General features: G+C 74.5%; 11 protein-coding genes and 2 pseudogenes. 11 read left to right on the forward strand and 2 right to left on the reverse strand.

What is annotated here, in order from left to right:
• Positions 1-297 (forward strand): annotated as a pseudogene (locus B0E53_RS25620) (hypothetical protein); the annotation flags it as partial.
• A 21-nt stretch (positions 298-318) separates the two neighbouring features.
• Here the strand turns inward: B0E53_RS25620 and B0E53_RS25625 are convergent.
• Positions 319-576, reverse strand: a complete 258-nt coding sequence (locus B0E53_RS25625; RefSeq protein WP_089013185.1) for a DUF3040 domain-containing protein — start codon at positions 574-576, stop codon at positions 319-321.
• A gap of 452 nt (positions 577-1,028) precedes the next feature.
• Here B0E53_RS25625 and B0E53_RS25630 point away from each other — a divergent pair, with 452 nt between their 5' ends.
• From B0E53_RS25630 to B0E53_RS25650, 5 genes are read left to right on the forward strand one after another with little or no spacing between them, the layout of a single operon-like run.
• Positions 1,029-3,101 (forward strand): DUF1800 domain-containing protein, encoded by a 2,073-nt coding sequence (locus B0E53_RS25630; protein WP_107078383.1) that lies wholly within the window; start codon positions 1,029-1,031, stop codon positions 3,099-3,101.
• Positions 3,102-3,115: 14 nt separating this feature from the next.
• Positions 3,116-4,489, forward strand: a complete 1,374-nt coding sequence (locus B0E53_RS25635) for a DUF1501 domain-containing protein (RefSeq protein ID WP_246835585.1) — start codon at positions 3,116-3,118, stop codon at positions 4,487-4,489.
• A complete protein-coding gene (locus tag B0E53_RS25640; protein WP_107078385.1) occupies positions 4,486-5,901 on the forward strand; it encodes a ferric reductase-like transmembrane domain-containing protein in 1,416 nt (471 codons plus the stop codon). Before B0E53_RS25635 ends, B0E53_RS25640 begins: the two co-directional genes overlap by 4 nt.
• A 13-nt stretch (positions 5,902-5,914) precedes the next feature.
• Positions 5,915-6,499 (forward strand): FMN-binding protein, encoded by a 585-nt coding sequence (locus B0E53_RS25645; protein WP_107078386.1) that lies wholly within the window; start codon positions 5,915-5,917, stop codon positions 6,497-6,499.
• A 50-nt stretch (positions 6,500-6,549) separates the two neighbouring features.
• On the forward strand, positions 6,550-7,275 hold the full coding sequence (locus tag B0E53_RS25650) for an FAD:protein FMN transferase (protein WP_107078392.1): 726 nt from the start codon (positions 6,550-6,552) through the stop codon (positions 7,273-7,275).
• A 262-nt stretch (positions 7,276-7,537) separates the two neighbouring features.
• On the opposite strand, the gene B0E53_RS25655 is transcribed toward B0E53_RS25650, so the two are convergent.
• Positions 7,538-8,209, reverse strand: a complete 672-nt coding sequence (locus B0E53_RS25655) for a bifunctional DNA primase/polymerase (RefSeq protein ID WP_107078387.1) — start codon at positions 8,207-8,209, stop codon at positions 7,538-7,540.
• 242 nt (positions 8,210-8,451) lie between these two features.
• Between B0E53_RS25655 and B0E53_RS25660 the strand changes: the two genes are divergently transcribed.
• From B0E53_RS25660 to B0E53_RS25680, 5 genes and pseudogenes are all read left to right on the forward strand, one after another.
• A complete protein-coding gene (locus B0E53_RS25660; protein ID WP_107078388.1) occupies positions 8,452-9,678 on the forward strand; it encodes a helix-turn-helix domain-containing protein in 1,227 nt (408 codons plus the stop codon).
• Between the two features lie 16 nt (positions 9,679-9,694).
• A pseudogene (locus B0E53_RS25665) lies at positions 9,695-10,192 on the forward strand (flavoprotein); the annotation flags it as partial.
• 100 nt (positions 10,193-10,292) lie between these two features.
• Positions 10,293-11,123, forward strand: a complete 831-nt coding sequence (locus B0E53_RS25670; RefSeq protein ID WP_210406207.1) for a Nif3-like dinuclear metal center hexameric protein — start codon at positions 10,293-10,295, stop codon at positions 11,121-11,123.
• Positions 11,120-11,857, forward strand: coding sequence for a C4-type zinc ribbon domain-containing protein (locus B0E53_RS25675; RefSeq protein WP_107078391.1), 738 nt, complete (start codon positions 11,120-11,122; stop codon positions 11,855-11,857). Before B0E53_RS25670 ends, B0E53_RS25675 begins: the two co-directional genes overlap by 4 nt.
• Positions 11,858-11,862: 5 nt before the next feature.
• The coding region (locus B0E53_RS25680) for a reverse transcriptase-like protein (protein WP_146167760.1) at positions 11,863-12,363 on the forward strand (501 nt) is incomplete at its 3' end.

A 12,363-nucleotide genomic window follows, 5' to 3' on the forward strand; every position in this document is an offset into this window, starting at 1 on the left:
GGCGCCCCTGCGGACGCGGCCGGCGGGCCCGGGTCGGTGGCGCGACCCGTGGCCGGTGCGGGGCGGGTGCTGGGTGGCCTGCCGGCGGTCCCGCCGGACGACGAGGTCGACCGGTTCTGGCTGTCCCCGGTGGCGCTGCCGGACCGGCCGCCCACCCTGGCCACCGGACCGGAACTGCTGCTGCGCCAGCTCGGCCCACCCGGGGCCGCGATCGGTGGCCCGGGCCTCGTCGAGCGGCTCCGCCGGGCGTACCGGGAGTTCGGTCGCGACGCGGCGGGGTCGGACGACCCGGGCTGACCGTCGCCACCGGCGCCGCGGTCATAGCCAGCGCCGGCGGAATCGCCACATGAGGCCGGCGTTGGCGAGCAGCACCACGGCGCAGATCGCGCCGGCCAGCCGCCCGGCCAGTACGGTCATCGCCGGCAGCGAGGCCCACAGCACGATCGTCAGCAGCATCAGGTACCGGCCTCGGCGGGCCCGGGCCCGGTGGTCGAGCCGGGCGAAGAACTGCGGGTCACTCTCCCGCAGCTGGCGGGTGATCTGTTCGAACCTGCGCTGATCCTCTTTGCTGAGCATGGCGGTGCCTTCCCCTCACGGCTTCAGCGGTTCGGCGGCATACCCGCAACGGGGGCGGGTCACGCGCCGCTCCTGTCGCTGGTTTCGCCGAGCGGGACGGGGCTGGACGCACCGGTCGGAGACCTCAGCACGGGCTTATCCGTGCCTTAAGTTTCGCTGAGCGGTTGAACGCCGCGAACAGCGTCCCGACGGGGTAAAACGTTACGTCCGGGCGGTCGCCGTCCGGGTTGCCCCTGCTCCCCGCGTCGCCGGTCCGGGCCGGTCCCACCGGCCGCCGGGCGGCCGGCCTGAGCACCGTCTTAAGTGCCCTCGCGGGCGCCGTGGGCGTGCCTTGAGCGCCCGGGAGCACGTGGTTACTTTCCCGTAGCAACTCCTCCGGCAACCGTCGCCGCCCCTCCGCCCACCCCCCTGGGTGGCAGGCGAGCCGGCGCTCGAAGAAAACGGGAAGCTACATGGCCGACCTGAACGTGCCACCGCGTCGACCCCGGGACGACCGCGGCTGGGACGGATTCCAGCACTCCCATCCGGACGGGTACCGCGACAACGTCATGCCGTACGCCGGTCCCGGCGGCCACGCCACCCCGGCGCCCCCGGCGTCCGGCCCGCAGTGGGTCGGGCCCAACGGGTTCGCCGGCGGCGGCTACCCCCAGCCTGCCGGCGGCTACCCCCAGCCTGCCGGCGGGTACTTTCAGCCGTCCGGCGGGTACGCCCCGCCGCCCCGCCCCGGACTGCCCAACCTGGACGACGACGAGGAGCCGCGCCGCGGCCGGCGCCGGGCCCTCGTCGCGCTCGGCGGCGCCGCCGTGGTCGCCGGTGGCGCCGCCCTCGGCCTCTCCCCGCAGGTCCGTGGCCTGTTCTCCGACGACCCGGTGGCCGGTGACGCCACCGGCACGGTGGTCACCGACGGCACGTCGGCCCGGCCCGGCGGCCAGCAGCCCAGCACGGTGCGCACCTACACGGAGCAGAACGAGAGCTACATGGGCTCCCGGGCCGGCGCGGCACTCAAGCGCAACGCCCCGTCCGGTGGCCGGATCTTCGCCAGCCCGGCGGCCGCCGCGGCGGCCACCCAGGTGACCGTCAAGACGGTGCTCGCCAAGGACCCGATCCGTCACCTGGCCAGCCGGGCCACCTTCGGCCCGACCCCGAAGGTGCTCGCCGACATCAAGCGGCTCGGCATCGACGACTGGCTGCGCCAGCAGCTGGAACCGGAGAAGATCGCCCCGACGAAGGCCGAGCTGAAGCTGGCCGAGCTGCCCTCGCTGAAGCTGACCCCGACGCAGCTGCGCGACCAGCGGGACCAGCTCAACGAGCGGGGCGTCGACCCGGCGCGGGAGACCGTCGACGCCACCATCGCCCGGCAGATCTGGTCCGACCGCCAGGTCTTCGAGGTGATGGTCGACTTCTGGAACGACTTCCTGCACGTCGCCGCCGACTTCGACGGCGGCGAGATCTACCGCAACTCGTTCGACCGGGACGTCATCCGCAAGCACGCGCTGGGCAGCTACCCGGAGATGCTGGTGGCCGCCAACAAGCACCCGGCGCTGCTGATCTACCTGAACCAGACCGAGTCACGCAAGGACGCGGTCAACGAGAACCTGGCCCGGGAGAACCTGGAGCTCTACTCGGTCGGCGTGGACGGCGGCTACACCGAGAAGGACGTCCGCCAGGCCGCCCTGCTCCAGACCGGCCGGGGCGTGGCCGACGGGAAGTACGTCTTCCACGCCGACCGGCACTACCTGGGCAAGGTGAAGATCCTCGGGTTCAGCCACGCCAACAACTCGGCCGACCCGAAGGCCGCCGACAAGGTGATCGACGACTACATCCGGTACATCGCGCTGCACGCGTCGACCGCCGGCTACGTGGCCCGCAACCTGGCCACCCGGTTCGTCTCCGACACCCCGCCGAAGTCCCTCGTGGACCGGCTGGCCAAGGCGTACACCACCAACCGGGGGCAGATCCGGCCGGTGCTGGCCACCCTGTTCAGCTCCTCGGAGTTCTGGGCCGCGGTGGGTCAGAAGGTCCGCCGACCGATGGAGTACCTGATCGCCACGTACCGGTCGCTGGGCGTGGGGCCGGAGGCGTCCGTCGGCTTCGACGGCGACAAGCGGCGCACCCCGTTCGCCCAGGGGCTGCGGCAGATCCAGGACAAGCTGCGCGAGCTGGGCCAGTTCCCGATGGGCAAGCCCACCCCGGACGGCTACGCGGACGTCTACGTGGCCTGGACCTCCGCCGGCACCATGGTCGACGGCTGGAACGAGGCCGGCGACCTGGTCGGCGGCTGGCGCAAGCAGTTCACCTACGTCAAGCCGGAGAAGCTGGTGGCGAAGCCGCCGGCGACCGCCGGGGCGTACGTGGACGCGCTGGCCCAGCGGCTGGTGCACCAGAAGCTGAGCGCCCGGGAGAAGGCCCTCGTGCTCGGCGTGGCCGGGGTCTCGGCGGGCACCCGGGTCGACGCCACCTTCAACGGGGCCATCGCCGCGGTCGCGCGGACGATCCTCGCGTCCCCCCAGCACCACCTCCGGTGAGGCATTCGATGGAGATGACCGTGAACCCGTACCCCCTGCACCGCGAATGCCCCGACCTGCGGCGGCTGGCCGACAACCCGGCCGAGGCGCTGCTGCGCGCGGAGGCGGACATCGTCGCGGCGGAGAACGCCGCCGAGGCGGACCGGTACCGCCGGCTGGAGGAGCTGGAGGAGGCCCAGCAGGACGGCCGGGGCGTCACCCGGCGTACCTTCGTCGCCGGCGCCGCGGCCACCGCGACCGCCCTGGCCACCGCCCAGTTCGTCACCACCTCGGCGTCGTTCGCGGCGACGAAGACCGGCACGCTGATCCACGTCTTCCTCTACGGCGGGCTGGACGGGCTGAGCCTGGTCGCGCCGGCCGACGACCCGGTGCTCACCAGGACCCGCCCCGACCTGCTGCTCGGCAACGACTCGCTGGCCCTCGGCCGCGGCTTCAAGCTGACCAGCGCGTTCGCCCCGCTGGAGCAGTGGCTCAAGGCCGGCCAGCTCGGCTTCGTGCCGGCGGTCTCCGACCCGCGGCTGTCCCGCAGCCACTTCCAGGCCGCGGACGCCTGCAACCTGGGCGGCCTGCCCGGGGAGACCGGCGGCCGGGGCTGGCTGGACAGCCTGGTGGACACCCTCGGCAAGGGCACCGCGTTCCGCAGTGTCGGCATCGGCAGCACGCTGCCCCGCTCGCTGGTCGGCGTGAACGGCGCGATCTCCCTCAACAACGTCGGTGAGCTGCGGCTCAACGGCGACGACCGGTACCGCGCCGCGACCGAGAAGGCGATCCGCGGCCTCTTCACCGGGATCAACCACCCGGTGGAGGAGGCGGTGATCGAGGGGATGGGCGCGCTGGCCACCGCGCAGAAGCTCGCCGCGAAGCCGTACGCGGCCGCCGCCGGGGTGAAGTACGAGGGCGTCGGCTACGCCTTCCAGCAGCTCGCCCAGCTCATCAAGGGCGGCGCGAACGTCCGGGTGGCGACGGTCGGCATGGGCGGCTACGACACCCACGAGAACCAGGGCACCCGCGAGGGCGGCCAGCTCTGGCGCCGGCTCAACGAGCTGGCCAACGCGATGGCGGCGTTCTTCACCGACCTCGGCGAGCGGGCCGCCGACGTGACGGTCATGGTGTCCAGCGAGTTCGGCCGGCGGGTCGCCTCGAACCAGGGCGGCACCGACCACGGGCACGGCGGGGTGGTCACCATCCTGTCCGGCCGCAAGCTCGCCGGCTCGCTCCTCGGCACGTGGAACGGGTTGAACGATCTGGACAGCGGAGACGTGCCCGAGTACAACAACATGTTCAACGTCTACGGGTCGGTCGCGCAGGGGCGGTTCGGGCTGACGACCGCGCAGGTGGACAAGGTCTTCCCCCGGCAGAAATACGTCCCCATGAAGCTGTACGCGTGACATACCAGGTCACCTACGCTACCGGCCGCCGTACCGGGTCCTCCGCCCCGTACGGCGGCCGGCCGGCTGCCCCCGTACCCCCGGGCCGGCCGCGCCGGGGGCCCGGCGGGCGGCGGGCAGTGGCCGCCGCCTTCTGGCTCGGCCTGGTCGCCGCGGTGCTGCCCTGGTGGCTGGCCACCCCGCCCGGCTCGCTGGCGGACACCACCGACGTGCTCACCGCGGCCGGCCGGATCACCGGCCTGGTCGCCGGCTACCTGCTGCTGGTCCAGGTGCTCATGATGAGCCGGCTCGGCGTGCTGGAACGCTGGCTGGGCGGCGAGCGGCTCTCCCGGGTGCACCGGGACCTCGGCGCCACCCTGCTGGTGGCGGTCCTCGCCCACCTGGCGCTGCTGGTGGTCGGCTACGCCCGGATGGAGAAGAACTCGATCCTCGGCCAGGTCGGCGCGCTGCTGACCCACTACGAGGACATGGTCTCCGCCTTCGTTGCCACCGGGATCATGGTCACGGTCGGCTTCACCGCGGTCCGGGGCGTCCGACGGCGGCTGCCCTACGAGCTCTGGTACCACCTGCACCTGACCAGCTACCTCGCCCTGCTGCTCGGCTACGGGCACCAGTTCAGCAACGGCGCCCAGCTCTACGAGCCCGGCCCGGTGCGCTCCGGCTGGATCGCCGCGTACCTGCTGGTGGTGGCCGCGCTCGTGTGGGGCCGGCTGATCGCCCCGCTGCGCTTCAACCTGCGGCACCGGCTGCGCGTCGCCGACGTGGTCGCGGAGAGCCCGGACACCATCTCGATCTACCTGACCGGGCACCGGCTCAACCAGATCGACCTGCTCGGCGGCCAGTACGTCCGCTGGCGCTTCCTCAACCCCGGCTGCTGGTGGCAGTCGCACCCGTTCTCGCTGTCCGCGGCGGGCAACGGCCGCTGGCTGCGGCTCACCGTGAAGGTCGTCGGCGGGCACACCGCCGAGCTGCGGGATCTCCACCCGGGCACCCGGGTCTGGGCGGAGGGGCCGTCCGGCACCTTCACGGCGGCGCACCGGACCCGGGAGCGGGCCCTGCTGATCGCCGGCGGCAGCGGCATCGCCCCGCTGCGGGCCATGCTGGAGGAGTTGCCGCCCGGCGCGGCCCTGATCTACCGCGCCCGTACCCCGGCCGACGTGCTGCTGCACCACGAACTGGACTGGCTCGCCCAGGCCCGGCGCACCTCGGTCTGGTACGTGATCGGCTCCCGCGAAGACCCCGGCCCCCGCCAGGTGATGAGCCCGGAGGGGCTGCGCCGGCTGGTGCCCGACCTGACCCGCCGCGACGTCTACCTGTGCGGCCCGGGCGGCCTGGTCGACGAGGCGGTCCGGGTGCTGCGCCGGGCCGGGGTGCCCCGCCGGCAGATCCACCTCGCCACCTTCGAGCTGTAGGGGAGGCCCGTCCATGCGTCGCGCGCTCCTCGCGATCACCGGCCTGGCCGCCGGCACCACCGCGCTGGTGGTGCTCAAGGGCAGCCCGGGCACGAGCCAGGCCGCCCAGGACCGGCCCGTCGCCGAGGCCCCGGTCGTCCCGGGCGGCTCGGCGGCCCCCGACCCGACCCCCGGCGGTGTCACCCCCTCCGCCCGGCCCGGCGCGACGGCGAAGCCGAGCGCCAGGGCCGGTGCCAGCCGTACCCCCGGCGCCCGGACCAGCGCCACCACCAGGGCCACCACCGCCGCGCCGCGGAGCACCACGAGCGCGCCGAAGGTCACCACCCGGACGGTCACCGGGCCGGTGATCACCTACCGGTACGGCTCGCTCCAGGTGCGGATCACGCTGAGCGGGAGCCGGATCGTCGACGCCACCGGCCTCGGCCTGCCGCTGGACGGGCAGTCGGGGTTGCGCAGCGACGACGTGCAGGCCCGCTACAGCGGCAGCTCGGGCGAGGTGGTCGCCAGGCAGAGCGCCAACCTGAGCACCGTCTCCGGGGCCACCTACACGAGCACGGCCTACAAGCAGTCGCTCCAGGCCGCGATCGACAAGGCTTGAGGTAGGTGGCCGCCGCGGGCCGGCCCGGGCTGCGCCGGGTCGAGCAGGTCATGGGTACGGCGATCAGCCTGGACCTGGCCGACGACCTGCCCGCCGCCGCCCTGCACGAGCTGGCCGAGCGGACCTTCGCCTGGCTGCGCGAGGTGGACGCCCGGTTCAGCACCTACCGGGCGGACAGCGAGGTGTGCCGCCTGGACCGGGGCGAGCTGCCGCTCGCCGAGGGGTCGGCCGACCTGCGGGCGGTGCTGGAGCGCTGCGCCGACCTGTGGGCCGGGACCGACGGCTTCTTCGACGTGTACGCCACCGGGCGGCTGGACCCGTCCGGCTACGTCAAGGGCTGGGCGGCGCAGGTCGCCTCGGACCGGCTGGTCGCGGCCGGCGCCCCGAACCACTGCCTGAACGCCGGCGGTGACGTCCGGGTACGCGGTCACGCGGCCGCCGGCGGCCCGTGGCGGATCGGCGTCCGGCACCCCTGGGACCCGACCGCCACCTGCCTGGTGCTGGCCGGCACCGACCTGGCGGTCGCCACCTCCGGGGTGTACGAGCGCGGCCACCACGTCGTCGACCCGCGCCGGGGCGCCCCGGCCGTCGGCCTGCGCTCGGTCACCGTTGTCGGCCCCGACCTCGGGGTCGCCGACGCCTACGCCACCGCCGCCGTCGCCATGGGCGAGCCCGGCATCGCCTGGCTGGACCGCCTCCCCGCCCCCTGGCGCCACGCGGTGGTGACGGAGGACGCCCGCCTCCTGCACTCCCGGGCCCTGCCGGTGACGACCTGACCCGGAGCGACGGGGCTCAGCGGAGGGGGCGGTGGGTGGTGGCGGGGCGGGAGCCCCGGGGGCGCGAGCCGCGGGGCCGGGTGCCCCACGGGCGGGTGAAGGCCCAGCGGTACGGGCGGCGCCGGTGCCGCGGTGGCTCGGTACCGCCGCTGTGGCGGGCCGCGTCGTCCTCGGACATCGTCAACCCCCGCTCTGGCGCGCGTGCGCCCTCAGCAGGCACAACGAGTGCGACGCCGGTGAGGTCGCGTCCGGGAGCCGTCGGTCAGCAGCCGCGCCGGGGGAGCGGGAGCTGGCCGGGGAGCAGCTCGGTGGCGAGCGTGATCCCGGCCGCCCGTAACGCCGCGATCAGCGCGTTCTGCACCAGGTACGAGTCGGGCAGCCGCCAGCGCGCCTGCTCGGGGGCGACCGCCCACCGCACCGTCCCCTCGGGCAGCCGGGTCGGCGGGGCCGGGATCCACGAGCCGGGACCGTGCCGGACCACGTGGAAGCAGGGCTCCAGCTCCGGCCGCAGCGGGTCACCGGTGCGGACCAGGAACATCCAGCGGCCGGTGGGGGTGACCAGCACCGGCCCGCGTACGCCGGAACCGGCCGGGTGGGTGGCGACCGTGTCGAGCACGCGCCGGCCCAGGTGGGCCGCGACCTCCAGCACGTCGAACGCGCGCCCGGTGGGCAGCAGCACCCCGTGCGGACGGCTGCGCCACCAGGTGGCCACGCGGGCCGGGTCGGCGCTCGCCGCGTGCTCCCAGTGCTCCAGGGCGGGGTGGCAGCCGACCGTGGGACAGCCGGCCCGGCCGCAGACGAAGCGGCTGTTGGCCAGGCAGGCGCCGGGGGTCACCGCCCAGCCGTGCGCGGCGTACCGGACGGCGACCCGGCGCAGCCGGACCCGTTCCAGCGGCGACAGGTGAGCCACGCGCGGTCCGACATTCCCCCACATGGTGCCACCCCTTCTCGTCCCACCCGGACTGTCCACACGCCACATCTCGAACCCCGTCACTGCCGTAACCCACGCTCGTTGAGCTGACAAAACGGCTGATGCAACTTGCACGAAAACTACGAGAATTGGCCGTACGGCCGACGTACAGACTGTGCGACCAGGGAAAACCTGAAAACCGAAGGACCGTCGCGATTGGTCGTTCGGGGAGATCAGCCGGACAAAGGCAGGGGAGGGATGGGGAGATGGACGACCTACCCATAGGCCGGCGGGTGGCGTACTGGCGGAGCCGGCGCAAGATGTCCCAACAGGTCTTCGCCGACCGGCTCGGCAAGTCCAAGAGCTGGGTGGACAAAGTGGAGCGCGGCGTCCGGCGGCTGGACAAGTTCTCCGTCGTCTACGAGATCGCCGACATCCTCCAGGTCGACGTGCAGCTGCTCCTCGGCAAGGACCCGGAGCGCCGTACCGACGCCCTCAACTGCATCGACCAGGTCGAGGTCGAGGAGATCCGGGCGGCGCTGGAGCGCTACGACTCGATCAGCGCGTACTTCGACGCGGCACCCTTTCCCCCGCCGCTGGCCGACATGCGCAAGGCGGTCAACCACGCCTGGCTCACCTACCAGTACGGCCGCTACGGCATGCTCACCCGCGCCCTGCCCAAGCTGCTGCGCGACGCCCAGGCCGCCGACGCCGGCTACGGCGGCGACCAGGCCCGGGAGGCCGCCCACCTGCTCGGGCAGGTCTACCAGATCGCCTCCTCGGTGCTGCGCAAGCTCGGCGAGTGCGACCTGGCCTGGCTGGCCGCCGACCGCTCGATGGCGGTCGCCCAGCGGGCCGACGACCCCCTGCTCGCCGGCATCGCCACCACCCGGGTCTGCAACGCCCTCGTCGCGATGGGCCGCCCCCGCCCCGCGCTCGAACTCAACGTGCGGATCGCCAACCGGCTCGCCCCCGGCGGCGAGAACGACGGGCGGCCGGAACGCCTCTCCGTCTACGGCATGCTGCTGCTCCAGGGCGCGATGGCCGCCGCCCGGATCGGCGACTCGGCGACCGTGGACGACCTGCTGACCGGGGCCGCGGAGGCGGCCACCCTGCTCGGTGGGGACCACAACCACTACTGGACCTCGTTCGGCCCGACCAACCTGGAGCTGCACCGGGCCGCCGCGGCCGTCGAACTGGGCGACGGCGGCCGGGCGGTGGAGACCCATCACCGCCTCGCCGAGCCCGCGTTCAACGCGCTGCTGCCCGAGCGGCGCGCGCACCACCTGCTGGACATCGCCCGCGGCTTCGCCCAGATCGGCGACGTCGCGAACGCCGGGGACATGCTGCTCCGCGGCGACCGGCTCGCGCCCTCCGAGATCCGTTGCCGGCCCATCGCCCACGAGGTGATGTCGGACGTGCTCCGTCGCACACGGGGTGCGCCGCCTTCGCCGATCGCGGAGTTGGCTGGGCACATGGGAGTCGGAGTATGAGCGCGTGGCCGGTCGGATGAGCGGTCCGCACACCAGCAACGGGCACCGTCGGGTGCTCTACGTCATCGCCTGCGGTTCGCCGCTGGCCCGTCACGTCGGCCGGCTGGTCGACCTTGCCCAGCAGGACGGCTGGCAGGTCTGCGTGGTCACCACGCCGGACGGCGCGAAGTTCGTCGACCGGACGGCCCTGGCCCGGCAGACCGGTCACCCGGTCCGTACCCACTACAAGAACCCGGGCGACCCGGACGTGCTGCCCCCGGCGGACGGCATGCTGGTCTGCCCGGCGACGGTCAACACCGTCAACAAGTGGGCGGTCGGCATCGCCGACACCCTCGCCCTCGGCCTGCTGGTCGAGGGGCAGGGGATGGGGGTGCCGATCGCGGCCGTGCCGTACACCAACGTGGCGATGGCCGCGCACCCGGCGTTCCGGGCCAGCCTGGCCCGGCTGGGCGAGTGGGGGGTCCGGGTGGTCTTCGGCGACCACGTCGTGCCGCTGCACCCGCCCGGCACCGGCCGGCCCGGGCCAGTCCGGGCCAGCCGGCCCGCACCACGCCCCGACGCCGGTAAGCTGGCCGGCCGTGAGCACAACTGGATCGCCGCCCACGGTCGCCGACGTGGTGGCCGCGCTGGACCGCCGCTACCCGCCCGCCTGGGCCGAGGAGTGGGACCGGGTCGGCCTGGTGCTCGGTGAGCCCGCGGCCCCGGTCCGGCGGGTCGCCTGCGTGGTCGACGTGGTCCCGGAGACCGTCGCGGAGGCGCTCGCCGCCGGGGCCGACATGATCGTCGCGCACCACCCGCTGCTGCTGCGTGGGGTCTCCTCGGTGGCCGCCACCACGTACAAGGGCCGGATCGTGCACCGGTTGATCAAGGCGGACGTCGCGCTGTACGTGGCGCACACCAACGCCGACGTGGCCGACCCCGGGGTGTCCGACGCCCTGGCCGCCCGGTTCGGGCTGACCGGGCTGCGCCCGCTGCACCCGCCCCGCCCCGGCTCGCCCGCCGACGGCCCCGGCCGGGGCATCGGCCGGATCGGCGAGCTGCCCACCCCGCTGACGCTGGCCGAGCTGGCCCGGCACGCCGCCGCCGTGCTCCCCGTCACCGCCTGGGGAGTTCGCGCCGCCGGGGATCCCGGGCGTATGGTTCGTACCCTCGCCGTCAGCGGCGGCTCGGGAGACAGCTTCCTCGCCGAGGCGACCGCGGCCGGGGTGGACGCGTTCCTCACCGCCGACCTGCGCCACCACCCCGCCGGCGAGCACCTCGCCGCCGGCGGGCCGGCCCTGCTGGACGCCGCCCACTGGGCGACCGAGCGACCCTGGCTGGACGACCTGGCCGCCCAGCTACGGGACGAGCTCGGCGTCGAGACCGTGGTGTCCGACCTGGACACCGACCCGTGGACCGTGCACGCCGCCGCACCCCGACCGGACGACAAGGAGCCCCGACCGTGAAGGCTGACCCGAAGGTGCAGCGCCGCCTGCTCGACCTGCAGGCGATCGACACCACGCTCGCCCAGCTCGCCCACCGCCGCCGGACGCTGCCGGAGCTGGCCGAGCTGGAGGCCCTGGCGCGCGAGCTCTCCGCGCTGGAGGACGAGCGGGTCCGCGCCCAGGTCGCCGCGGACGACCTGGACCGGGACATCGCCCGGCTGGAGAAGGACGTCGAGCAGGTCCGGGCCCGCAAGAGCAAGGACGAGGCCCGGCTGGCCGCGGGCAGCGGCCCGGCCCGCGAGCTGGAGGCGCTCCAGCACGAGCTGGCCTCGCTGAACCGCCGGCAGAGCGACCTGGAGGACGCCGAGCTGGAGCTGATGGAGCAGCGGGAGACCGCGCAGGGCGTGCTCGACGGCATCGAGCGGCGGATCGCCGAGGCCCGGGACCGGCGCGCCGCGGCCGAGCAGCGCCGCGACGACAGCCTCGCCGAGATCGCCAAGGAGGAGGAGTTCAAGCGCGGCTCCCGACAGCCGCTCGCCGGCGACCTGCCGGCCGACCTGGTCAACCTCTACGAACGGATCCGGACGGACACCGGGCTCGGTGCGGCGCTGCTCACCGGTGCCCGCTGCGGTGGCTGCCGGCTGGAGCTCTCCGGCGCCGACCTGGCCCGGATCCGCAAGGCCGACCCGGACGACGTGGTCCGCTGCGAGGAGTGCCGGCGGATCATGGTCCGGACCAACGAGTCGGGGCTGTAGCCGTCGTGGCGGCGCGCGCGGTCGTGGTGGAGGCCGACGGCGGGTCCCGGGGCAACCCCGGGCCGGCCGGCTACGGCGCGGTGGTCCGGGACCCGGCGACCGGTGAGGTGCTGGCCGAGCGCGCCGAGTCGATCGGCACGGCCACCAACAACGTGGCCGAGTACCGCGGCCTGATCGCCGGGCTGGAGGCCGCCGCCGAACTGGGCGCGGCCGAGGTCGAGGCCCGGATGGACTCCAAGCTGGTGGTCGAGCAGATGTGCGGCCGCTGGCAGATCAAGAACCCCGGCCTGCGGCCGCTCGCCGCGCAGGCCGCCGGGCTGGTCGGCCGGTTCGCCAGCGTGCGGTTCAGCTGGGTCCCCCGGGAGCGCAACAAGCACGCCGACGCGCTGGCGAACGCGGCGATGGACGCGGCCGCCGGCCGGGCCCCGGCCCGCCCCGCCGTGGAGTCGCCGCGGATCGTCGAGCCGCCGCGCGAGGTGGCCGCTCCCGACTCGGCCGCCCGGGCC

This window comes from Micromonospora sp. MH33 (assembly GCF_003013775.1).
Classification (GTDB): Bacteria; Actinomycetota; Actinomycetes; order Mycobacteriales; family Micromonosporaceae; genus Micromonospora; species Micromonospora fulviviridis.